This window comes from Elstera cyanobacteriorum, from assembly GCF_002251735.1.
GTDB lineage: Bacteria > Pseudomonadota > Alphaproteobacteria > Elsterales > Elsteraceae > Elstera > Elstera cyanobacteriorum.
Genome location: NZ_NOXS01000016.1, coordinates 13,963 through 36,180, shown reverse-complemented (window position 1 = coordinate 36,180; position 22,218 = coordinate 13,963). Strand labels below are relative to the sequence as shown.

General features: G+C 63.2%; 18 protein-coding genes and 1 tRNA gene. 2 read left to right on the top strand and 17 right to left on the bottom strand.

Translation table 11 applies throughout. From position 1 onward, the window contains the following. Positions 1 to 394: 394 nt before the first annotated feature. The 15 genes from CHR90_RS00815 to CHR90_RS00745 form a co-directional block, all read right to left on the bottom strand. A tRNA-Ser gene (locus CHR90_RS00815) sits at positions 395 to 484 on the bottom strand. A gap of 55 nt (positions 485 to 539) precedes the next feature. Next, positions 540 to 2,939 (bottom strand): phenylalanine--tRNA ligase subunit beta, encoded by a 2,400-nt coding sequence (gene pheT / locus CHR90_RS00810; protein WP_094406745.1) that lies wholly within the window; start codon positions 2,937 to 2,939, stop codon positions 540 to 542. Beyond that, positions 2,936 to 4,036 (bottom strand): phenylalanine--tRNA ligase subunit alpha, encoded by a 1,101-nt coding sequence (gene pheS, locus CHR90_RS00805; RefSeq protein WP_094406743.1) that lies wholly within the window; start codon positions 4,034 to 4,036, stop codon positions 2,936 to 2,938. Before pheS ends, pheT begins: the two co-directional genes overlap by 4 nt. Before the next feature lie 113 nt (positions 4,037 to 4,149). Then, the gene (gene rplT, locus CHR90_RS00800; protein ID WP_094406741.1) at positions 4,150 to 4,509 is read right to left on the bottom strand and encodes a 50S ribosomal protein L20; all 360 of its coding nucleotides are present in this window, start codon (positions 4,507 to 4,509) and stop codon (positions 4,150 to 4,152) included. A 20-nt stretch (positions 4,510 to 4,529) separates the two neighbouring features. Further along, entirely contained in the window at positions 4,530 to 4,730 is a 201-nt protein-coding gene (gene rpmI / locus CHR90_RS00795; protein ID WP_094406755.1) for a 50S ribosomal protein L35, read from the bottom strand. Positions 4,731 to 4,866: 136 nt separating this feature from the next. Continuing rightward, positions 4,867 to 6,546 carry a S41 family peptidase gene (locus CHR90_RS00790; protein ID WP_094406739.1) on the bottom strand — a complete coding sequence of 560 codons (1,680 nt, stop codon included), beginning with the start codon at positions 6,544 to 6,546 and terminating at the stop codon, positions 4,867 to 4,869. A gap of 49 nt (positions 6,547 to 6,595) precedes the next feature. Next, complete coding sequence (locus CHR90_RS00785) at positions 6,596 to 6,994, bottom strand: DUF983 domain-containing protein (protein WP_094406737.1); 399 nt, start codon at positions 6,992 to 6,994, stop codon at positions 6,596 to 6,598. An 80-nt stretch (positions 6,995 to 7,074) separates the two neighbouring features. Continuing rightward, positions 7,075 to 9,336, bottom strand: coding sequence for a ribonuclease R (gene rnr, locus CHR90_RS00780; protein WP_094406735.1), 2,262 nt, complete (start codon positions 9,334 to 9,336; stop codon positions 7,075 to 7,077). 6 nt (positions 9,337 to 9,342) lie between these two features. After that, positions 9,343 to 12,045, bottom strand: a complete 2,703-nt coding sequence (topA, locus tag CHR90_RS00775) for a type I DNA topoisomerase (protein WP_094406733.1) — start codon at positions 12,043 to 12,045, stop codon at positions 9,343 to 9,345. A 34-nt stretch (positions 12,046 to 12,079) separates the two neighbouring features. Beyond that, on the bottom strand, positions 12,080 to 13,201 hold the full coding sequence (gene dprA / locus CHR90_RS00770) for a DNA-processing protein DprA (RefSeq protein WP_094406731.1): 1,122 nt from the start codon (positions 13,199 to 13,201) through the stop codon (positions 12,080 to 12,082). 35 nt (positions 13,202 to 13,236) lie between these two features. Further along, entirely contained in the window at positions 13,237 to 14,769 is a 1,533-nt protein-coding gene (locus CHR90_RS00765) for a hypothetical protein (RefSeq protein ID WP_094406729.1), read from the bottom strand. A gap of 67 nt (positions 14,770 to 14,836) precedes the next feature. Then, positions 14,837 to 15,457, bottom strand: a complete 621-nt coding sequence (gene plsY / locus CHR90_RS00760; RefSeq protein WP_094406727.1) for a glycerol-3-phosphate 1-O-acyltransferase PlsY — start codon at positions 15,455 to 15,457, stop codon at positions 14,837 to 14,839. After that, positions 15,454 to 16,737, bottom strand: coding sequence for a dihydroorotase (locus tag CHR90_RS00755; protein WP_094406753.1), 1,284 nt, complete (start codon positions 16,735 to 16,737; stop codon positions 15,454 to 15,456). Before CHR90_RS00755 ends, plsY begins: the two co-directional genes overlap by 4 nt. A 2-nt stretch (positions 16,738 to 16,739) precedes the next feature. Then, entirely contained in the window at positions 16,740 to 17,690 is a 951-nt protein-coding gene (locus tag CHR90_RS00750) for an aspartate carbamoyltransferase catalytic subunit (RefSeq protein WP_094406725.1), read from the bottom strand. Positions 17,691 to 17,746: 56 nt separating this feature from the next. Beyond that, entirely contained in the window at positions 17,747 to 18,196 is a 450-nt protein-coding gene (locus CHR90_RS00745; protein ID WP_170941240.1) for a DUF2147 domain-containing protein, read from the bottom strand. A 192-nt stretch (positions 18,197 to 18,388) separates the two neighbouring features. Here CHR90_RS00745 and CHR90_RS00740 point away from each other — a divergent pair, with 192 nt between their 5' ends. After that, positions 18,389 to 20,092, top strand: coding sequence for an ABC transporter ATP-binding protein/permease (locus tag CHR90_RS00740; protein ID WP_094406721.1), 1,704 nt, complete (start codon positions 18,389 to 18,391; stop codon positions 20,090 to 20,092). A gap of 166 nt (positions 20,093 to 20,258) precedes the next feature. Continuing rightward, on the top strand, positions 20,259 to 20,891 hold the full coding sequence (locus tag CHR90_RS00735; RefSeq protein WP_170941239.1) for a DedA family protein: 633 nt from the start codon (positions 20,259 to 20,261) through the stop codon (positions 20,889 to 20,891). 2 nt (positions 20,892 to 20,893) lie between these two features. Here the strand turns inward: CHR90_RS00735 and CHR90_RS00730 are convergent, their stop codons facing one another. Together CHR90_RS00730 and CHR90_RS00725 are read right to left on the bottom strand one after the other, a co-directional pair. Continuing rightward, complete coding sequence (locus tag CHR90_RS00730) at positions 20,894 to 21,283, bottom strand: hypothetical protein (protein WP_094406717.1); 390 nt, start codon at positions 21,281 to 21,283, stop codon at positions 20,894 to 20,896. Next, positions 21,284 to 22,033 carry a hypothetical protein gene (locus CHR90_RS00725; protein WP_094406715.1) on the bottom strand — a complete coding sequence of 250 codons (750 nt, stop codon included), beginning with the start codon at positions 22,031 to 22,033 and terminating at the stop codon, positions 21,284 to 21,286. It abuts the gene before it with no gap. Positions 22,034 to 22,218 lie beyond the last annotated feature (185 nt).

Here is a 22,218-nt window from a genome sequence, read left to right as displayed (position 1 = left end):
GGCGCGGTTGGAGGAAGCGGTGGTGGCCTTTCGCGCCGCCTTGGAGGTTTTTTCGCCGACGGATAGCGCGCCCTATTGGAACATGGCGACCGAAAATCTCAAGGCGGTGCTGGCGGAGATCAAGCGCCGCCAGCCCTAGTGCAGTCTTGAACGCAAATACGTCGTCGCGGGGGGCGCTCGGGATTTGCGCTTGCCCAGGCTCATTCCGCCGGTTGCGCCCGCCCGCCGCGCTGGAATTCCCGCCGGGCAAGGCTACCTGACCGGGCTGGTAAGCCAGCACGATTTCCTGAAAACCGAGGCAGCGGCATAGTGACGGACAAAGTGGGGCAGAAAGTGGGGCGGCTTATTGCCGCCCTGATTTTTTCTTTTAAAATCAATTATTTAGGAAAGCGATTGGCGGAGGGGATGAGATTCGAACTCACGATACGGTTTCCCGTATACACACTTTCCAGGCGTGCGCCTTCAACCACTCGGCCACCCCTCCGCTGCGGGCCGTAACCATAGCGGAAACGGCCCGGGGATCAAGTCCCTCGTAACGCTTAACTTCTCAGGGTTCCTCCGGTTGCCTTAGCGACGGCGGCGGTGACGGCGGTTGCCACCGTCTCGATTTCGGCGTCGGTCAGGGTGCGGTCCATCGGGGTCAGGGTGATGCTGAGGGCGACCGATTTCTTGCCCTCTGGCACGCCCTTGCCCGCGTAGACGTCGAAGAGCGCGACCTGGGTGATCAGGCTCTTATCGGCGGTGCGCACGGCGCGCAGCAGGGTTTCAACTTCGACCGAGGCATCGACCAGGAAGGCGAAGTCGCGCTGCACGGTCTGGAAGGCCGAGGTCTTCAGCATCGGGCGGGCGCGGCCCGCTTTGGCTTTCGGCAGCGGTACGGCGTCGAGATGCAGTTCGAACACCGCCACCGGCGCATCCAGGTCATAGCGCTCCGCCACCTGCGGGTGCAGCAGGCCGAAATGCCCCAGAACCTGCTTCGGCCCCAGCTTGACGCTGCCCGATTGGCCCGGATGGAACCAAGCGGGGGCGTCGCGCGACAGCGGCATCCCATCGGGGTTCAGGCCGAGGAGGCGTAGGGCGGCGAACAGGTCCGCCTTAGCGTCGAAGGCATCGACCGGGCGGCCCGTGCCGCGCCAATTACGCTCCTGCTGATCGCCGACGCGGACGCCGACGATGATGGTGCGTTGCCCATCCGGGCGGGCGGTAACGAAGCCCGGCCCGGCTTCGAACAGCGCGGGGGAGGCGATGCCGCGCGCGCGGTTGCGGGCGGCAGCCGCCAGCAGGTTCGGCAGAGCCGAGGGGCGCATATGGTCGAGATCGGCGGCGATGGGGTTCACCACCGCAAGTTCGTCCTGACCGCCGCCGAAGGCCACGGCATCAGCCTTGGCGAGGAAGGACCAGGTAACGGCTTCCAGCAGCCCGCGCCCGGCCAGCAGGCGCTTCAATTGCGTCAGCCGCTTTTGCGCCGGAGAGATCGCGAGCGGCGGCAGCCCTTCGACGGCCATCGACACGGGCTGAATGGCGTCCAGCCCATGAATGCGCAGGACTTCTTCGACCAGATCGGCTTCGCCCTCGATATCGTCGCGCCAAGAGGGCGGGACGACCGACAGCGTATCGCCGCTGACAGTAACGCCGAAGCCGAGGGCGGTCAGAATGCGCACCTGCTCATCCGCCGCAACCTCCACCCCGCCCAGGCTGGCGCAGCGGCTGGGGCGCAGGGTCAGCGTCCGGTGCCGGTCGGGGGCCGTGCCCGCTTGGATGACCGGGCCGGGGGTGCCGCCGCAGAGATCGAGGATCAACTGGGTGGCGAAGGCCAGACCGTCTTCGCAGAAGCCGCTATCGATGCCGCGCTCGAACCGATAGCGCGCGTCCGACAGCACGCCCAGCTTGCGGCCCGTGCGGGCGGTGCCGAGCGGATCGAAATAGGCGATTTCCAGCAGCACATCGGTGGTGTCGAGGTCGCAGCCGGTGCTTTCGCCGCCGATGATGCCGCCGAGCGAAACCGCGCCGCTGGCATCGGCGATGACCGTCATGCCCGCTTCCAGGGCATAGGTCTTGCCGTTCAGTGCCGCGAGGCTTTCGCCGTCGGTCGCCGGGCGGATCGTGAGATCACCCGTGAGCTTGCCCAAATCGAAGACGTGCGCCGGGCGGTTAAGGTCGAGCGTCAGCAGATTGGTGATATCGACCAGGGCCGAAATCGGGCGCAGGCCCACGGCGGTCAGCTTGCGCTTCAGCCACTCCGGGCTTTCGGCATTCTTCACGCCTTTGATCACCCGAGCGAAAAAGACCGGGCAGGCGCGGTTATTCTCCGGCAGATCCAGGCGAATGGCCGGGCCGGGCAGCGGCTGCGCTGCAATCGCCGGAACCGGGCGCGGCTTCAGCGTCCCCAGGCCCTTAGCGGCCAAATCGCGGGCAACGCCGCGCACGCCCAGGGCATCGGCGCGGTTCGGCGTGACGGCGATTTCGATCACCGGGTCGGCCAGGCCGAGCAGATCGCCAAGCTCTTGTCCCAAGGCGGCATCGGCGGGCAGTTCCATGATGCCCTCATGCTCGTCCGACAGGTTCAACTCCCGCGCGGAACAGAGCATGCCTTCCGAGGCTTCGCCGCGAATTTCGCCCTTCTTCAGCAATGCGCCAGAGTTCGGGACGGTCATGCCGGGAAGCGCCAGCACCGTCACCAGCCCGTCGCGGGCATTGGGCGCACCGCAGACGACTTGCAGTTCGCCCGCCCCGGTATCGACGCGGCAGACGCGCAGCTTATCGGCGTTCGGGTGCTTCTTGGCTTCGATGATGCGGGCGGTCTTGAAGCCCTTAAGGGGGGCGGACGGGTCGGTAATCCCTTCAAGCTCCAGCCCGACGCTGGTTAAAGCATCGGTGATTTCCGTCAGCGACGCTTGGGTGTCCAAATGCTCTTTGAGCCACGACAGCGTGAATTTCATCGCGCAAGCCCCGTAATCAGCGAGGGAATATCGAGCGGCGGGAAGCCGTAATGATCGAGCCAACGCACGTCGGCATCAAAGAAGGTGCGCAGGTCGGGGATGCCGTACTTCAGCATGGCGATCCGCTCGATCCCCATGCCGAAGGCGAAGCCTTGGTAGACATCCGGGTCTAGCCCGCACGCGCGGATGACGTTGGGGTGCACCATGCCGGAGCCCAAGATTTCCAGCCAATCGCCGTAATTGCCGATCTTCAGCTCGCCGCCGCGCCGCAGGCAGCCGATATCCACCTCCGCCGACGGTTCGGTGAAGGGGAAGAAGCTGGGGCGGAAGCGCACCGGCACGTCATCGACTTCGAAATAGGCGCGGACGAAATCGGTCAGGCAGCCGCGCAAATGGCCCATATGGGTCGCCTTGTCGATCACCAGCCCTTCGACCTGATGGAACATCGGTGTGTGCGTCATGTCGCTGTCCGACCGATAGGTGCGGCCCGGGATGATTACGCGGATCGGCGGCGCCTTGCTCAGCATCGTGCGCACCTGCACGGGGGACGTATGGGTGCGCAGCAGCATGCGATGGCTGCCGTCCTTCCCCGGTTCGGGCGAATCCGGCAGGTAGAAAGTATCGTGCATTTCGCGCGCCGGGTGCCCGATGGGGAAGTTCAGCGCGGTGAAATTATGGAAATCATCCTCGATGTCCGGCCCTTCGGCGACCGAAAAACCCATTTCCCCAAAGATCGCCACGATTTCATCAATCGTCTGGCTGATTGGATGGATCTTTCCGGCGCGTTGCGGTTCGACCGGCAGGGAAATGTCGATGCGTTCAGACGCGAGGCGCGCTTCCAGGGCTTTGGCCTTCAGCACGGTCTGCCGTTCGGCGAAACGGGCTTCCAGCACCTGCTTGACCCCATTGACCGACTGGCCGAAGGCGCGCTTTTCCTCGGGTGGCAGTTTGCCCAGGCGGGCCATCAGACCGGCGACCGTCCCGCTTTTGCCCAAATGGGCGACGCGGGCCGCGTCCAGCGCGGCAAGATCGGCGGCGGCGTCGAAATCGGCCAGCGCCTTGGCTTGGCTTTCCTCCAGCGACGGATTATCGCTCATCGGGGCACCTTCGTTGCGAATGGGCTTTAAAGACAAAAGAAAAGGCCGCCCCCAGGGTGGGAACGGCCCTTCCGATACCAGCTCTTACCGTGCAGTCGGCGAAAACGCCGGACTTAAGCGGCCAGAGCAGCCTGGGCCTTTTCGACCAAGGCCTTAAACGACGCCGGCTCGCGGGTGGCGATATCCGACAGGACTTTGCGGTCGAGCGTGATGCCCGCCTTCTTCAGCCCGTTGATGAACTGCGAATAGATCATGCCATGTTCGCGGACACCGGCGTTGATACGCTGGATCCAAAGCGCGCGGAAGGTACGCTTCTTATTGCGACGGTCACGATAGGCATAACGCAGGGCCTTTTCGACCTTTTCCAGCGCAATGCGGTAATTCGAGGAATTGCGATCGCGGTAGCCCTTGGCCAGACCGAGAAGTTTCTTGTGACGGGCGTGCGACGTTACGCCCCGCTTAACACGTGCCATTGTTCAGATCTCCGGGGCGATTAGCGATTGTACGGCATGTACTTGAGAACGAGCAGTTGATCGCTCTCGCTCATGACTTCCGTCCGGCGTGCCTGACGGATGAACTTGGTGGAGCGCTTGCTCATGCCGTGACGCTTACCAGCGACACCGAACTTGATCTTGCCCGTGGCGGTGAAGCGGAAACGCTTCTTGGCGCCGCTCTTCGTCTTCATCTTGGACATTTGGGCCTCCATTCGGGGGATTTGGGTTCCGGTCGGCCAGGCTGTCCGTTTGCCTGGGCACGGCCGTTCCCCGGCGGTATGACCGCAAGGGAGCGCGGAGTATAGCGACCGCCGACCACGATGCAAGCGCGAAACGTCAGTTTTTCTTAGCAATCGTCGGCGCGGGCAGGGCGCGGGCGTAGAGCGTCGGATCGAGCACCAGGGTTTCGGCAACCTGCCGGTCGATATCGTTGCTGCGCGCCTTGGTGAAGGGCGGGCACAGGCCGGTCAGGGTCTCCCGGGCGGCTTCCGTGCTGCGATCAGCCGTGCGGCGGGCATACAGCACGTCTTCCGGGTGAAAGTCCGGCGTTAGGATTTCCGCCGTCACGTGGCTAGCCGCAGTGGGCGTATCGGCCTGGCGCGAGGTGCAGACCGTCGGGATGACGCCGTATTTATGCAAGGAATAGCCGAGCGGCGAGTGCAGGCGCATCGTTGTCATGATGAACTCGCCCTTATTCGGCAAATCCTCATAGACCGTCTGCACCAGCCCTTTACCGAAGGAGCCGGAGCCGACGACGACCGCGCGGCCCCGATCCTGCAACGCGGCGGCCAACACTTCGGAGGCGGAGGCGGTTTGACCATTGGTTAGCACCACCATCGGCAGCTTCATCGGCACGATTTCATCGCCTGGGGTGGCGATGGTTTCATTGACGATGCCGCGCCGGTCGCGCGCCGTCATCATCGGCCCGTCGGCGAGGAACAGGTCGGCAATGTCGAGCGCGGTGCGGAAGGTGCCGCCGGGATTGTCGCGTAGGTCGAGGATCAGGCCCTTCGTCGGCCCGGCCCCGGTATATTTCTTCACCTCGGTCTTAAACTCGTCCAGCGTGCCCTCGTTAAAGCCCGACAGCTTTATGGTCACGATGCCATCGCCGTCGCGCTGACCGCGCACGGTTGTCTGAAACAATTTCTGCCGGGTCAGGGTGCGGGTAAATGGCGCGTCCGCCCCGCGTTGAACCGTCAGGGCGACGGTGGAGCCGATGTCGCCACGCAGCAAGGCGATCAACTGCTGCTGCGGCAGGGCTTCCACCCGGGTGTCACCGACCGACAGGATCCGGTCGCCGGCGGCCAGACCGGCCCGGGCGGCGGGCGTATCGTCGAGAACCGCGCGGATCATACCGATCTGTTCGGGATCCAGCGTCACGCCAACCCCACCAAAACCGCGCCGTCCCGCTTGTTCCAGTTTGGCCTGGGTCGGCGTGAGGTAGCGGGTATAGGGATCAAGGTTTTGCAGCGCCGGGTTCAGCAGCGCATTCAGAATATCGTCGGTCGCCGTCCCGCGCAGAGCGGGGGAGACGGATTCGGCTAGGGCGGCGCCGGTGGCGGCCACCCGGCTCCAACCGCTTGGGCTTTCGGTACTGGCGGGCGGGTCGAGTTGGGCGATGGGTTTGCCATCATAGACCAGCCGCAGGTTGCTGCCCTGATCTTGCACGGTTACTTTCGGATCGAGCCGCGACAGGCCCGATAGGCCCGCGACCACCACTGGGCGCAGGCTGGAGCGGTCAACATAATTGCTGCTGATGCCCCGATAGACGAAGGCCAGCACGTCTTCCATCTCGCGGGCCGGAATGGGGGCGCTGACGTTTTCCGACAGAAGTTTGACGCCGGTGCTGCTTGAGCCAAACCAGTTGGTCGACGTCAGTGACCCCAGGAAGCTCGAACCTGCCGCCGGTGTCGCCACCGGTGCGGCCGCCGGGGGCGTGTCGGCGGAACACGCGCTGACCAGGGCCAGCGAGGAGGCCAGAACCAGCCGTAAAGTCCCAGAACCGAAAATCGTCATCGTCCGTCGCACCAGCTACTGTCCGCGCACCAACCCGCGCGGCCTTCCGTTACTTTTGTTCGTCGCTCTTCACGTCAAAGGCCCATTGCAGCCCAACCACGGCGCCCTTGATGAGCGGCAGAAAGGCGAGGCTGAGCAGGACCGTGAGCGGCAACCACAGGGCCATATGCACCCAGATTTCTGGGGTTCGCGCCTGTTCCAGCCATAGCATCAGCGGAATGACGATATGGCCGACCAGGAAGATCGTGAAATAGGCCGGACCGTCGTCGGCGCGATACTGAGAGAAATCCGTCCCGCAGGCGGTGCAGCTCGGCGCCGTCTTGACGTAGGCGGTAAACAGCGTGCGTTCGCCGCAGTTCGGGCAGCAGCGCAGGGCGCCCTTGCGCATCGCACTGACGGCGGAGCGGCGGGTTTCTACAGCGATATCGGCGCCGTACTGTTCGGTCATGCTGTTTGCCTCCGGTATTCTGCCCTCCGTCAATTCGTCAGAAGAGTGCAGAAATATTATTTCCCGCTCACCCTAACAGACTAACGGCGCGGCTTCTTCCGCTTTTCCATCGTCCCACCCCGGCGTTCCGGGCGGGCTTTGGCGGCGCGGCGCGTGCCGCTGGTCGGCATCAACTGCCCACCGCTCGTCTCCTCGCCCTCAACTAACGCAAGAACCACGCCACCCGTTACCAGATCGGCTTCGACCAGTTGAACGGTTAGAATATCTCCCAACCGGAAGATACGCCCGTTACGGTCGCCGACAAGGGCGTGGGCCTTTTCGTCGTGGTGATAAAAATCGGATGGCAGGGTGCGGATGGGGATTAGCCCATCGGCCCCGGTTTCCTGCAATTGCACGAACAGGCCGAAGCGCGTAACGCCGGTGATGCGACCCGGGAACATTTCGCCCTGACGACCCGTCAGATACGCGGCGGTATAGCGGTCCTGCACCTCCCGCTCGGCGGCGGCGGCGCGCCGTTCGGTCATGGTGATGTGATCGCAGATTTTCTCGATGCTCTCGGCATCCTGGCCTTCCGGCAAGGCGCCGCGCCCGGGCAAATGCAGCCCCCGGATCAACGCGCGATGCACCAAAAGGTCGGCATAACGGCGGATGGGGGACGTGAAATGGGCGTAGCGCCGCAGGGCAAGGCCGAAGTGACCGATATTTTCGGTCGAATAGCAGGCCTGGGCCTGGCTGCGCAGCACCATCTGGCTAACCATTTGGGCATAGGGCGTGCCCGCAGCCTTATCGAGCAGAGCGGAAAAATGCTTCGGCGTCAGCACTTGGCCCTTGGCCAGCACGAGATCGAGCGACTTTAAGAAGTCGCGCAGCGCCGTCAGCTTTTCCATCGCGGGTTGATCGTGGATGCGATAGACGCAGGGTTGTAGCGCCCCTTCCAGGCTTTCGGCGGCGCAGACATTGGCCAGCACCATGAATTCTTCGATCAGCTTGTGGCTATCCAGCCGCAGGCGCGTATTGATCCCCAGCACCGCCCCGGTTTCCCGGTCGACGGAGACCACCCGTTCGGGAATATCGAGATCAAGCGTGCCGCGTTCGTCGCGCGCCTTCAGCAGTGCCCGGAAGGCGCCATAGAGCGGCTGGATCACCGGTTCCAGCAAGGGGGCGGTTAGCTCTTCTGCGTGCCCATCGACGGCGGCCTGCACTTGCTCGTAGGTCAGGCGCGCTTTGGACCGCATCAACCCGCGCACGAAGCGGTGCGACAGTTTCCGGCCTTTGGCATCGATCCAAATATGGACCGCCATACAGGCGCGGTCCTCGTTCGGACGGAGGGAGCAGAGGTCGTTCGATAGTTCTTCCGGCAGCATCGGGACAACGCGGTCGGGGAAATAGACCGAATTGCCGCGATCCTGCGCCGATTTATCGAGGGCGGAGCCGGGCAGCACATAATGGGCCACATCGGCAATCGCGACCAGCAGGTGCCAACCGCCTTGATTGTCCGGGTCGCTATCGGGTTCGGCGAAAACCGCATCGTCGAAATCGCGCGCATCGCTGCCATCGATGGTCACCAGCGGCACAGCGCGCAGGTCGGCGCGGTCGCCCAGCTCTTCCGGCGTCGCGGCGGCGGCTTCCTTCGCGGCATCCTCCGGCTGATCCAGCGGGATGCCGGAGGCGGCGATGGTGGCGAGGCTGAAGGTGCGCGGTTCGCCGAAAATGCCCATGCGCTCGACGATTTTCACCCGCTTTTCCGCCGTGCCGCGCTGGGGCACCAGTTCGGCCTTCACGAGTTCGCCGGATTTCGCATCGCCGACATCGGCGCGGGAAACGCGGTATTCGTCGCGGTCGCGCTTGTCCGACGGTTTGATGAAGCCGCCGGTCGGGGTTTTCTCAAACACGCCGACCACGGTTTGCGGGGTGAACGTCAGGCGGCGGATCGGCAGGGCCAAATAGTCGCGCCCCTGGCGTTCCAATTTCGCCAGCAGCCGGTCGCCGAGGCCGACGACGCCGATTTTGCCGTTGTCGGCGATGAAGATTTTCGGTGGGGCCTCGTCGCGGCTCCAGCCCACCGGCTCGGCAATCGGTTCGCCATCGAGCGTAACGGAACGGATTTGGATGACGGCGACGGAGGGTAGGGGTTCCACCCGGCGCGGGCCGCCTTCCAATTGGCCGTCGCGGTCCATCTGCTTCAGCAGGATTTTCAGTTCCAGCCGCTCATCGCCGGTAATGCCGAAGGCGCGGGCTATCTGGCGGCGGCCTGCGTCGGGATTATCTTTTAGAAACTCAAGCACTTGCTCGCGCGTCGGAAAGGGCGCGGCGGTTTTCTTCTTGGGGGGATAGTTGGTCAAGGGGTCCTACTCGGTGCCGACGGCGGCTTTAGTCCGGCGCGCGCGGCTGGGGGTTGGTTTTGCGGCGGCATCATCCGCCGCAGTTTTGGTCTTTTTCGCCGCTGCCGGTTTCTTGGCTGCGGCGGCTTTCTTGGCCGGAGCCTTTTCGGCCGTGGCGGCTTTGGTGCGGGGTTTCGCCTTGGCCTTGCCGCTCTTCTCCGCCTCCAGCAGTTTGGGGGCGAGCAGGGCGGCGGCCTGATCGGCGGTCAGCGCGCTCGGGTCGATATTCTTCGGTAGCGTCACACGCACCTTACCGACTTCGACGTAAGGTCCGTAGCGACCATCGTGCAAGGTGATATCGCCATGCCCGCCAGGATGCGGCCCCAGTACCGTGCCGGGGTTCTTGGCCGCGCGGTTCTTCGCCTTTTCCGCCGCTTCGGCCAGAATAACGACGGCGCGGTTAAGGCCGATGGTTAGCACATCCTCGCCTTTGGGCAGCGAGGTATAGGCCTTGCCGTGTTTGATATAGGGGCCGAAACGCCCGATACCCGCGGTCAACTCGTCGCCGGTTTCCGGGTGTTTGCCGATGGTACGCGGCAGGGCGAGCATGGAGAGGGCACGGTCGAGATCCACATCCCCCGGCGCGACCCCGGCGGGCAGGGAGGCGCGCTTTGGCTTATTCTCCTTATCGCCTTCGCCCAACTGCACATAAACGCCGTAAGGGCCTTTACGCAGGGTTACAGGCAAGCCGGTCGCGGGATCGTCGCCGAGCAGCTTCGGCCCGGCAAGTTCGGCGTCAGCCTCGCCTTCCGCCCCATCGACGGCCAGCGCGCGGGTATAGCGGCAGTCGGGATAGCGCGAGCAGCCGATGAACCCGCCCGTGCGCCCCAGGCGCAGGCCCAAACGGCCTTCCTGGCACGACGGGCAGGCGCGCGGGTTCTTACCGTCGCCGCGATCTGGGAAGAAATGGTCGCCCAAGGCCGCATCGAGCGTGTCGATGACCTGGGTGATCGTCAGGTCTTTGGTGCCGTCTACCGCCTTGATGAACGGTTCCCAGAATTGGCGTAGCACGGCGCGCCAATCGATTCGCCCTTCGGAAATATCGTCGAGCTGGTTTTCGAGATCGGCGGTAAAGCCATATTCGACGTAGCGGTCGAAGAAGGCCGACAGGAAGGTTGTGACCAACCGGCCGCGATCTTCGGGGATAAAGCGCTTCTGTTCCAGCTTCACATAGCTGCGGTCCTGAAGCACCTGAATGATGGAAGCGTAGGTGGAGGGACGGCCGATGCCAAGCTCTTCCAGCTTCTTCACCAAGCTCGCTTCGGTATAGCGCGGCGGCGGCTGGGTGAAATGCTGTTCCGGGCGCGTGTCGAGCCGTTTGACGCTCTCGCCCTGGGCGAGCGGCGGCAGCATGCCGCCTTCATCGTCTTCGGCGTCGTCGCGGCCTTCGAGATAGAGCTTCAAGAATCCGTCGAACAGGATCGTGGAGCCGGTGGCGCGCGCTTGGGCGCTTTTATCTTTGGCGATCAGATCGGCGGCAACCTGATCCAGCACGGCGCTCTCCATCTGGCAGGCAATCGTTCGCTTCCAGATCAGCTCGTAAAGCCGCAACTGGTCCTGGTCGAGGAAGCGGGCCATTTCCTTCGGGCGGCGGAACAGATCCGTCGGGCGGATCGCTTCGTGCGCTTCCTGGGCATTGGCGGATTTCGACTTATAGGCGCGGGGGCTGGCAGGCAGATATTTGTCGCCGTAGTCCTGGCCGATCAGGCGGCGGCAGCCGCCGATGGCTTCGCCCGACAGGGTGACACTATCGGTTCGCATATAGGAGATGAGGCCAACCGTCTCGCCGCCAATATCGACGCCTTCATAAAGCTTCTGGGCGAGGCGCATGGTCTGCTGCGCACCGAAGCCAAGCTTGCGGCTGGCTTCCTGCTGCAAGGTCGAGGTGGTGAAGGGCGGGGCCGGGTGGCGCTTGCTCTGCTTCTTTTCGACCGAGGCAACTTGGAAGTCCGCCGCATTGACCACGGCGACGGCGGCGTCCGCCGCGCCCTTATCGCCCAGGGTCAGCTTATCGAGCTTCGTGCCGTTGAGATGGGTCAGCCGGGCGGTAAGCTGTTCGCTTTTCGGCGTCAGGAAATCGATATCGACCGACCAATATTCCTGGGTCTTGAAGATCTCGATCTCGGATTCGCGCTCGCAAATCAGGCGCAGCGCCACCGATTGCACGCGCCCCGCCGACCGGCTGCCCGGTAGCTTGCGCCACAGGACGGGCGAGAGGGTGAAGCCGACGAGGTAATCCAAAGCGCGGCGGGCGAGGTAAGCGTCCACCAACTCCTGATTAATGTCGCGCGGGTTGGCGACGGCGTGCAGCACGGCGGATTTGGTGATCTCATGAAAGACCACGCGCTTAACATCGACGCCCTTCAGGACTTTGCGGTCCTGCAAACATTGCAGAACGTGCCAGGAAATCGCCTCGCCTTCACGATCCGGATCGGTCGCGAGGAAGACACGGGAGGAGCCTTTAACCGCCTTGGCGATTTCGGAGACCTGGCGGGCGCCCCGGTCTTCGACTTCCCAAGACATCGCGAAATCCTCGTCCGGGCGCACCGACCCGTCTTTCGCGGGCAGGTCGCGGACATGGCCGTAGGAGGCGATGACCGTGTAATCGGAGCCGAGATATTTGTTGATCGTCTTGGCCTTAGCGGGCGATTCGACGATGACGACGTTCATGAAACCAATCTTCTCCCGGCCCGAAGGCGTTCCGTCAGCGCCCCATCAACAGGGCAACCTGCCCGCCGGGATGACGCTCCAGCCGCCCTGCAAGTTCGAGTTCCAAAAGAACCGTCTGCACGACCGCAGGGGAGAATTGACATTGCCGCAGCAGTTCGTCAACCGCCACCGGCGACGGTGACAGCATCTCTACGATCCGGGGGCGGGCGCAGGCAAGCTCACTTTCCGCTGGATCGATGGGCGGCGGCGGGCGAAATCCCGCGCCCGGCGGCTCCGCCAGACCCGCCCCGAGGGCGGGCAGAGCCGCCAGAACATCCGCCGCATCCTCTACCAGCGTCGCCCCTTGCTTTAGCAGTTTATTGGAGCCCTTGGCGCGCGGATCGAGCGGGGAGCCGGGCACGGCCATCACCTCCCGCCCATAATCGGCGGCGAATTGCGCTGAGATTAACGAGCCGCTGCCTTCGGCGGCTTCGATCACCACGGTGGCCGCCGAAAGCCCCGCGATCACCCGGTTGCGACGCGGAAAATGCCGGGCCTGCGGCTGGGTGCCGGGCGGCATTTCGGCGATCAGCACGCCGCGCGTGGCGATATCGGCCTGAAGATTTTCATGCTCCGGCGGATAGACCGTATCAATCCCGCCCGCGATCACTGCCGCCGTCGCCCCGCCGGCAAGCCCGCCGCGATGGGCGGCCCCATCGATCCCGCGCGCGAGACCGGAGACGACGCAGACCCCGGCTTCGGCCAAGGTTTTCGCCATCTGATCGGCCATCTTTTGGGCATTCAGGCTGGCATTACGCGCGCCAACCAAGGCGATACAGGGCCGCCGCAACAGCGGTATATCACCCTTGACGCAGAGAACCGGCGGGGCATCGTCGCAGGCGGCCAGGGCCGCAGGATAATCGCTTTCGCCGTGGAAGAGCAGTTTCGCGCCGAGGGCGGCAACGCGCTCCACTTCCGCCGTTGCCGTCGCGAGGGAGGCGAGCTTGAGCGGCTTACCGCGCCCGCCCTGCTTGGCAAGCTCTGGAATCGCGGTCAGCGCCGCCGCCGCCGTGCCAAAACGGACGAGCAATTGATGAAAGGTGACCGGGCCGATATTCTCGCTGCGGATCAGCCGCAGCCGGTTCAGCCGATCCTCGCGGGAATAGGCGGTTGCCATAATAGCGCCAGAGTGCCGCCCCGCCCCGGCAGGGGTCAAGCAGATTGCGCTATCAAGGGTTGTCCTGATACGGGGATAACGGCCGATCCGTTGAGATAGGTGAACCCGGCCTCGCGGGCCGCTTTGGCAATCTCCCGGCGCTTGATGCCGTAAAGATAGGAATGCAGCCCTGCCTTGGCGGCGGCTTTGCAGAAGGGCAGAATCTCTTTGGTTAGCCGCGTCGGGGTGATGTCGCCAACCTCCGGTTCTTCCAGATCGATCCCGGCAGCGGAAATTTTTGCCCGCGCCAGCCGGTCGAAATCGGTGAAATCGGGGCTGACCTGCACGGTGACCGTTCGGCAGAAAGGCTGCACCGCTGCCACGGCTTCCATCACCTTTGCCATCGGCGTGCCGTGGGACTGGGCGTTGATCCCGACGATGAAGAAGCGGCGGAATTCCGGCGGCAAGACCCGGAACATATCGACGATCAGCCCGCTGGAATGGGTAACGAGCGAGCCGGTATGCACGCCGATATGGACCAGACCGGGACGCTGCCCCGCCTTAAGCGCGGCGCGCACCTGCTCGATGGCGCGTTTGACGGCGGCGCGGTCCATTTCGAACGTTACGGCAGCATCATTCGCGGGATAGGCCGCTGGGCCAGACAGGATGCGGTTTAGCGCGTCCAGCCGAATAATATGGGTGGTATAAATCCCTACGACGCCCTTCGGCACCATGAAGGTTGGGCGGTAGGAAACACCGACTTCCCCCAGGCGCGATTGTACTTCCGCATCGACGGTGCCGGGGCCGGGGCCGCCAAGCGCCGGGGCGCAATCCTCCTCGTCCTCGAACGCCCGATCCCACGCCAAGATCGCTTCTTCCGGCGGCAGATCGGCCCCGGCCTGTTGCAGCGTAACGATATCGGTAACGAAGGCTTTGACCCAGCCGTTATCCTTGACGCCCAACTCGCCCAGCAGGCGCTGGCGCACCTCGCGCGCAATGGCGGCGGCTTTCAGGCGGGCCTGTTCTTCGGTTAGTTCGGCGAAGAGAACGATGAAACTATGATCGTCATAGGGGGCGACAATATCGCTCGGGGCCAAGCGGTGCCGGATGACCTGTTCGGCGATAGCCTGGGCCTTTTCGGCCATTTGTTCCCACCGGTCGCCCGCTTCGCGCTTGATTTCGTCGAGATTGAGCAGTTGCAGCTTACCGGCACTGCCCTTTTCGCCTTTCTCCAGCACCTCTTGGAGTTTGGCGGCAAAGACGACCTGGGACACCGCCATATCGGTGGCTTTTTCCGCCTGGGCAACCGTGCCGAAATCCGCGTCGAAATCCCAATCGACCGGCGCCGTTTTGATTGGCACGCGCCCGTCTTCATCGTGCAGCCCCGAAAGGCGCGCGCTGATTTGGGCGGCTTCATCCGTGTCGAAGGCCATATCCAGCCCCGGCGCAGGTTCACCCCCAGGGGGTGGCGCTTCCGCCTGGGGGGCGGCGGGCTTCGTCGAGCGGACGACGGGTGTCGGGTCCGGTTCCTCCTCGAACAACGCCTCGGCCAGCCGTTTAAAAAAACCGGGCTTCTTATCTTGCGTCATTCCGCGACCTCACGTGTCACTATTTGTGACAATAGCATGAGATTTTTCAGCAAGATAGAGACTCTTGTTAGGATCGATTCTCAGCTTTCTGCTTGGACTCGCCGATTTTCGGCTCAGTTCCTGCCAAAAGCCGCTCGATATTGCCGCGATGCCGCCAGAAGACCAGGAGGGTTACTGGTAAAGCTGCCAGGGCATACGATACAGAAGCAATAACCCCGGCCAGAACGGGGGTCAGCCCGATGGCCACCAGCGCCGCGAGGGAGGACCGGCGGCCAAGAAAGGCGGTCAGCAGCCACAGGAGGCAGGCACCAACCCCGACCGGCCAGGCGAGCGCCAGCCATAGGCCGATGGCCGTGGCAACGCCCTTGCCGCCCTTAAAGCCCAACCAAACCGGGTAGAGATGGCCGAGGAAGGCGAGAACCCCGGCGATCAGCGGCGCGAGCTCGTCGGCCACCAACCAACGCGCCAGCAGCACCGCGGCGGCACCCTTGCCGCCGTCGAGCAGCAGCGTGGCCGCTGCCAGTCCCTTCTTGCCGGTGCGCAATACATTGGTGGCGCCAATATTACCGGACCCGATGGCCCTTATATCCCCCAGTCCGGCGAGCTTGGTCAGTACCAGACCGAACGGGATCGACCCTAAGAGATAGCTTGCAACGGCCAGGGCCACCCATAACCCTAGCCCGCTCATGCCGCCCGCCGATAGACGATGCGACCGTCCACCAGGGTCGCCAGCACTTTTCCTTGCAGCGGGAAGCCGTCGAAGGGGGTGTTTTTCGATTTAGAGCGCATGGCATCCGCCGCAATCCGCACCGGCGCGTCCGGGTCGAACAGCACCAGATCGGCCACGGCGCCAACAGCGAGACGGGGGACGGGGAGGCCGAGAATCGCGGCGGGGGCAACCGTCAGGCGGGCCAGCAGATCCAGCAGGCTCATCCGGCCCTGATGTGCCGGGCCAAGCCCCAGCGGCAGTAGCGTTTCAAGGCCGATGATCCCCGGCTCGGCGGAGGTGAAGGTCAGGCGCTTGGCGTCCTGATCTTCTGGCGTATGGTCGGAACTTAAGGCGTCAATGGTGCCATCGGCCAGCCCGGCGATCACCGCCTGCCGGTCGGCTTCGGTGCGCAGGGGCGGCGTCAGTTTGGTGAAGGTGCGATAATCGGCGATGGCGATTTCATTGAGGGTGATATAGGCCGCCGCCGTATCGCAGGTCACGCGCACGCCCTTGGCCTTGGCGGCGCGGATGGCGTCCACCGCTGCGCCGGTGGTAATCGGGCCGATATGCAGTCGCCCGCCGGTCAGTTCGGTCAGCAGCAGATCGCGCTGCACCTGCAGCAGTTCGGCGGCGGCGGGCGCTGCCGGCAGGCCGAGGCGGGTAGCATATTCGCCCTCGGTCGCGCAGGCGTGGCGCGTCAGCGCGCGGTCCTCGGGGTGGGTGAAGATCACCGCATCGAAGGTCTTGGCGTAGGACAGCGCCCGGCGTAGCACCAGCGCATCGGCGGTTGCCTTGGCGCCATCGGCAAAGGCGACAGCGCCCGCCTGTTGCAGCAGGCCGAATTCGGTCAGTTGCTGGCCCGCCTTATCGACGCTCATCGCCGCATAGGGCAGCACTTTCGCCTTGCCAAGCGCGCGGCTGCGCTGCACCAGCCAAGCGACGGAGGTTGGGTCTTGGACGATAGGATCGGTATCCGGCAGCACCCCCATCGCCGTAACGCCGCCCGCAACGGCGGCCTCGACCTGGGTGCGCAGGCTTTCCTTATGCTCCTGACCGGGATCGCGGCCATGGGTGCGCAGGTCGATCAGACCGGGGGCGAGGCAGGCGCCTTGGGCATCCAGCACCTCCGCCCCTTCGGGCGCCGTCAGGCCGGGGCCAGTGGCGGCGATCTTGCCATCGGCGATCAGGCAGTCGCCAGAGGTTTCGGTTTTCGCCGCCGGATCGAGCAGGCGGGCGTTGCGGAGCAGAAGGGCGGTCATGGTCACTGCGCTCCCTGCACGGCGGGTAGTTTCTCCGACAGAACTTCAAGGCAGGCCATGCGTACGGCTACGCCCATTTCCACCTGTTCGTTGATCAAGCTGCGGTCGATGTCGTCGGCCAGATCGCTGTCAATCTCCACCCCCCGGTTCATCGGGCCGGGGTGCATCACGGCGGCATCCGGCTTGGCGAGCGCCAGTTTTTCCCGATCAAGACCGAAGAAATGGAAATATTCACGGACGGAGGGGATGAGCGCGCCCTGCATGCGTTCGGTCTGCAAGCGCAGCATCATCACGATATCGGCGTCCTTCAGCCCTTCGCGCATCGAATGGAAGACGCGGACGTTCAGCCGGTCGATTTCGGCGGGCAGCAGGGTGGGCGGGGCCACGACCCGTACTTCGGCACCCAAGCCGTTGAGCAGCAAAATATTGGAGCGGGCGACGCGGCTATGGGCGATATCGCCACAGATGGCGACGACTAGGCCTTCCAGGCGGCCTTTACGACGGCGGATGGTCAGCGCATCCAGCAGCGCCTGCGTCGGGTGTTCGTGGGTGCCGTCGCCCGCGTTGATCACCGCGCAGTTGAGCTTGCGGGCCAGAAGATGGGGCGCGCCGGATTCGGCGTGGCGCACCACCAGCACGTCGGCGTGCATGGCGTTCAGCGTCATCGCCGTATCGATCAGCGTCTCGCCCTTTTTGACCGAGGAGGAGGCGACGGACATATTGATCACGTCCGCCCCCAGACGCTTGCCCGCCAACTCGAAGCTGGTGCGCGTGCGCGTCGAATTCTCGAAGAAGAGGTTGATGATCGTGCGCCCCCGGAGGGTGCCGATCTTCTTCTCGGTCTGGCGGTTCAGCGCGACGTAGCTTTCGGCGCGCTCCAGCAAATACCGCAGATCGAGCGGGTTCAGCCCCTCGATCCCCAGCAGGTGACGGTGAGTGAATGCGTAGGTCATGGCGGCGGGATCATAGGGGGGTGATCCGCCGCCGACAAGATGACGCTAGGGGCGAATCACGATCCCTTTTTCGGATCGGTCCAGGCTTGGCGCTTGCAGATGAACAGCACGCAGCCTTTCACCTCTAGCTCGCCCGGGCCTTTGATGCGGATGACGCTATCGTATTCCTTCCCGTCTTCGGGATTATAGATATAGCCATCGTCCCATTTCTCGCCGTCCCACTTGAAGCCGCGCAGCATTTGCAGGCCTAGGATCGGGCGCTTCTTCAGCGTTTCGTCGGAATTTTCCTTATCGACCTTCGGGCTGCCGTCGGGGTTGGTCGGCTCGCGCAGCCAAACGATCTTGCCGCAAAGTTGGGTTGGGGCATTCGGGCAGGCGCCGATTTCAACGCGGGACTTGCCGCCTTCGGTCAGCCATTGCGCCGACAGATCGGCGGGTGAACCGGCCGCAACGGCGAAGGTCGATAGAAAAGCTCCGCCTAATGCGGCGATAACGGGAATACGCATCGGTTCCTCCCAAGGATTTGGGGGCGCGTTCGTCGGCCCCCTTGCCGCAGAGCATAGCGCGGCTGTATTCGCGTTAAAAGCGTCTCTTTTACGTAAACGACAGTCTGTAAGACCGGTTTGCCCTGATCCTGCCTTGATCGGGGTCTTAGCTCGCCCTAAACCACTACGCATGGCTTGCAGGAGACCCCATTGATGTCCACCCGTCCGCGTTTTTGGCACGATCTCTGGCGCCTGATCTCTCCCTATTGGTTCGGCGAGCGGCGCTGGGTGGCGCGCGGGCTGCTGGGGCTGCTGGTGGCGATCAACCTCGGCCTTGTCGGCATCAATGTTCTCTTCAACGAATGGTACGGGCGCTTCTATAACGCCTTGCAGGAATTGGACTATCCGGTCTTTCAGCGGGAAATTCTGGTCTTCGGCGGGCTTGCGACGATCTACATCGGCGTGCAGATCCTGCGGATTTACATGAACCAGATGCTAACCATCCAATGGCGGAGTTGGTTGGTCGAACGGTTCCTGCGCCGCTATATGTCCGAACTCGTCTATTACCGCCTGCAATTGGGCGAGGCGAAGGCCGATAACCCCGACCAGCGCTTGGCCGACGATATCAGCCAATTGACCGCGACGACGCTCACCCTCGCGCTCGGCTTGTTGTCGGCAGTGGTGACGTTCTTCACCTTCGCCGGGCTGCTGTGGGCGCAGTCCGGCCCGCTGACCTTTAGCCTCGGCGGAACGGAAATCACCATTCCCGGCTATATGCTGTGGGCGGCGGTGGTTTACGCCGTCTTCGGCACCTGGATGACCCATAAGATCGGTCGCCCGTTGATTGACCTGAATTTCCATCAGGAACGGGTAGAAGCCGATTTCCGCTATGCTCTAATCCGCGCCCGCGAGAATGCCGAGGGCGTTGCCCTGTATCGCGGCGAAGATCAAGAAAAACGCACCCTTAATGGCCTTTTCGGTGCGGTGGTCACGAACTATAAAGCGATCATGAACCGGACGATCCTGCTGACGCTCGGCACCTCCGGCTATAATCAGGCGGCGATCCTGTTCCCGTTCATCGTTGCGGCGCCGCGTTATTTCTCTCAGCAGATTAAGCTGGGGGAGGTGATGCAAATCAGTCAGAATTTCGGTCAGGTGCAGACGGCGTTGTCCTTCCTGGTCGATGCCTATAGTTCCATCGCCAATTGGCGCGCGGTCGTCGACCGTCTGACCAGCTTTACGGCAGCGGTCGAACAGATCGAGCAAAGCCATAGTACCGATCGGGTGCAACGGATTGCTGCCCCCGATCGGATCGAAGCCGATGGGCTGCGGCTGTTTTTGCCAAACGGCGATGCGCTGCTCGCGCCGCTCGATTTTACCGTCGCGGTTGGGGAGCGCGTATTGATCACCGGCCCGTCAGGCTGCGGCAAGAGCACACTGCTGCGGGCGCTGGCACGGCTTTGGCCCTATGCCGAAGGCCGCTTGATGATGCCGGATGCGGGCGACACGCTGTTTCTACCGCAAAAACCCTATTTGCCGCTGGGAACCTTGCGCGCGGCCTTAACCTATCCGGCGGCGCCGGAGTCGTTCTCCAACGAGGCGGTGCAGGCGGTTCTAAACCAACTCGGCCTTGCGCATTTGCTACCGCGCCTCGACGAAACTGCGCTCTGGTCGCAAATCCTGTCAGGCGGCGAGCAGCAGCGCGTCGCCATCGCCCGCGCTCTTCTGCACAAGCCGCGCTGGCTTTTCCTCGACGAAGCAACCAGCGCGCTGGACGAGCCGAGCGAAGCGGCGGTCTATCAGGCGCTTAGCGCCGATCCCGCCGTAACCTTGATCAGTGTGGGGCATCGCCACACGCTTGCGGATTTCCATACGCGACGTTTCGATTTAGGCGCGTTTCGCGCAACAGACAGGTAGCCAGGTAGGGGGCGCCTGTGTCATATCGAAAGGGTGCTCAAGCAGGGGAACTGTATAACGCAGTCTTAACCTAATCTTTACACAAAGGCGGCGACACTCAGGGTCTAAAAATCTCGGATCCAACGAGCATTAAGACCGGCGGGCGATTGGCGGAAACGGGGCAAGCGTGCAAGAAATTCTGGCAAAAATACAAGAATATGGTGATATTTTTTATGTCATCACATTCCTTTGGACCGCTGTCGAGGGGGAAACCTTCGTTATTTTTGCGGGCTATGCCGCGCACCTTGGGCTGCTGTCTCTGCCTACGCTCATCGCCTGTGCCTGGATTGGCAGTTTTTGCGGCGATCAGGTCTATTTCTTCTTAGGGCGCCGCTATGGGGCGACGTTGATCAAGAAATTCCCGAAATGGGAACCGCGCGTTGCCCGGGCGATGGACCTATTGCATCGCTATAACACGGGCTTCATTCTATCGTTCCGCTTCATTTACGGGGTGCGTAACGTCAGCTCTTTTGCGGTTGGCATGAGCGGGATTTCCTGGGCGCGCTTCAGCATTTTGAATTTTATTGCCGCCGGGGTTTGGGCGGTGTCGTTTGCTGGAACAGGCTATCTGTTCGGCGCGGCCTTCAAGGACATGCTGGGCGATTATGCACTCTATATCACAGTTGGCATGCTGATCGGTTTCATCACGCTTGCGTGGTGGATCATGTCGGCGCCGGAGCGTCGTGAAAAACGCTTGGCGCGTCAAGCGGCGCAGCAGGCCGCCCAGTCCCGGGCGTCAACCCATACCAATGGCGCCTAAGCTCAGCGAATCAGCCAAAGCGGCAGGGCAAATAGGCCCCACAGCAGCAACGCAATGAGCAGTAGTGCTGGAACGAACAGAATAAACCAGCCGACAACGAGGGTGAGGGCGGTGACGCTAAACAGCGCCAACCGCCCGCCGTTGCTGCCGGGCAGCATCATTTCGCTCCAGCGTTGCAGCGCGACCAACCCGGCGAGTAGGGCAAGCGCCTGCAGTGCTGTTAGCAGGCTGGGGATGACGCCGATCCCGCCCAAAATTCCCATTGCGGCCAGAAACAACCAATAGGCGAAGAAGATAGCCGCTCGAATGCTGGCGCTGACCTCGCCCAAACGGAGCAGCAGGCCGCGCGGCGAGAGCAGGCCCCCCGGTGGGCGCGGCAGACGGACGGCCATCTACCGGGTCCGCCGCCGCTCGCGGCGCTCGGCAGTCGGCGCGGGCAGGGCTGGAAGTTCCTCGCTCTCTGCATCCTCGGCCTCCGGTTCGGAGGGGCGTGGAGCGGTTTGAACGGGGGGCGTGGATGGGGCCGCGCGTAGCAGGCCGGTATCGGTAGGGCGCTGCGGGCGCATTTGATCGGGCAACCCTTCGGCCCAGCGGCGCAGCACCTCCCAATCGACATCAAGGTAGCGCGGATCGCGCCCCAGGGCGGCTTTGGCGGCATCGGGCTGATACAGGCCAACGGCAGTTAGGCGAAAGAACAGGCCAAGCTGTTCCAAAACCTGGCAAAAATCGTAGATCGGCTCGGCATCCAGCGACACGGCGGTCGTGGCTTGGCGCATCTTGGCGGCTAAGGCCCGAAACAGAAGATCGGTCGTTGCTCGCCGGTCGCGCAGCGTCTCGGCGATGATCTTCAACTCGGCACGGCCCTCGAGGGTTAGGGAGTAGGCGAGTTTTTCCTCTACCTCGCGGGCGTGGGCGAAAATCTGGCTGGCATGGGCGCGGAAATAATCTTCCCAGGCTTTGAACTGGCGCAGAACCTGCCGTTTCATCAGCCCATCGACCGGGCCGAAGGCGGGATAATAAAGTTCGTGCAAGCGCCGCCGCAGGTCGCTGGCTTCAGTGCTTAGCCGCGCCCCCAGTTCTTCGAAATCGGCGCGCAAGGCGCGTGCATCGAAATCCGCCCGGTCAAATTTACGCGAAAGCATCGCCCCTCCAGTCTCGGCTCATCCCTTAGTCTATAGGAAGCGCCAGCGGAATATCGAGTGCAGAAAGTGCCGCCTTGGGTTGCTCTGACAAGAATTAATAATACAGACCAATGGGTTAAAGTACACCGCAAATAGGTTGGATCAGCAACCGCTTTGAAGGTGTGATACAGGCACGGGTCAACCCC

Coding starts and splice junctions, on each gene's coding strand:
- pheT (WP_094406745.1), bottom strand. CDS start 2,939: ATGAAATTCACGCTGTCGTGGCTCAAAGAGCATTTGGACACCCAAGCG.
- pheS (WP_094406743.1), bottom strand. CDS start 4,036: ATGAGCGATAATCCGTCGCTGGAGGAAAGCCAAGCCAAGGCGCTGGCC.
- rplT (WP_094406741.1), bottom strand. CDS start 4,509: ATGGCACGTGTTAAGCGGGGCGTAACGTCGCACGCCCGTCACAAGAAA.
- rpmI (WP_094406755.1), bottom strand. CDS start 4,730: ATGTCCAAGATGAAGACGAAGAGCGGCGCCAAGAAGCGTTTCCGCTTC.
- CHR90_RS00790 (WP_094406739.1), bottom strand. CDS start 6,546: ATGACGATTTTCGGTTCTGGGACTTTACGGCTGGTTCTGGCCTCCTCG.
- CHR90_RS00785 (WP_094406737.1), bottom strand. CDS start 6,994: ATGACCGAACAGTACGGCGCCGATATCGCTGTAGAAACCCGCCGCTCC.
- topA (WP_094406733.1), bottom strand. CDS start 12,045: ATGAACGTCGTCATCGTCGAATCGCCCGCTAAGGCCAAGACGATCAAC.
- dprA (WP_094406731.1), bottom strand. CDS start 13,201: ATGGCAACCGCCTATTCCCGCGAGGATCGGCTGAACCGGCTGCGGCTG.
- CHR90_RS00765 (WP_094406729.1), bottom strand. CDS start 14,769: ATGACGCAAGATAAGAAGCCCGGTTTTTTTAAACGGCTGGCCGAGGCG.
- plsY (WP_094406727.1), bottom strand. CDS start 15,457: ATGAGCGGGCTAGGGTTATGGGTGGCCCTGGCCGTTGCAAGCTATCTC.
- CHR90_RS00755 (WP_094406753.1), bottom strand. CDS start 16,737: ATGACCGCCCTTCTGCTCCGCAACGCCCGCCTGCTCGATCCGGCGGCG.
- CHR90_RS00750 (WP_094406725.1), bottom strand. CDS start 17,690: ATGACCTACGCATTCACTCACCGTCACCTGCTGGGGATCGAGGGGCTG.
- CHR90_RS00745 (WP_170941240.1), bottom strand. CDS start 18,196: ATGCGTATTCCCGTTATCGCCGCATTAGGCGGAGCTTTTCTATCGACC.
- CHR90_RS00740 (WP_094406721.1), top strand. CDS start 18,389: ATGTCCACCCGTCCGCGTTTTTGGCACGATCTCTGGCGCCTGATCTCT.
- CHR90_RS00730 (WP_094406717.1), bottom strand. CDS start 21,283: ATGGCCGTCCGTCTGCCGCGCCCACCGGGGGGCCTGCTCTCGCCGCGC.
- CHR90_RS00725 (WP_094406715.1), bottom strand. CDS start 22,033: ATGCTTTCGCGTAAATTTGACCGGGCGGATTTCGATGCACGCGCCTTG.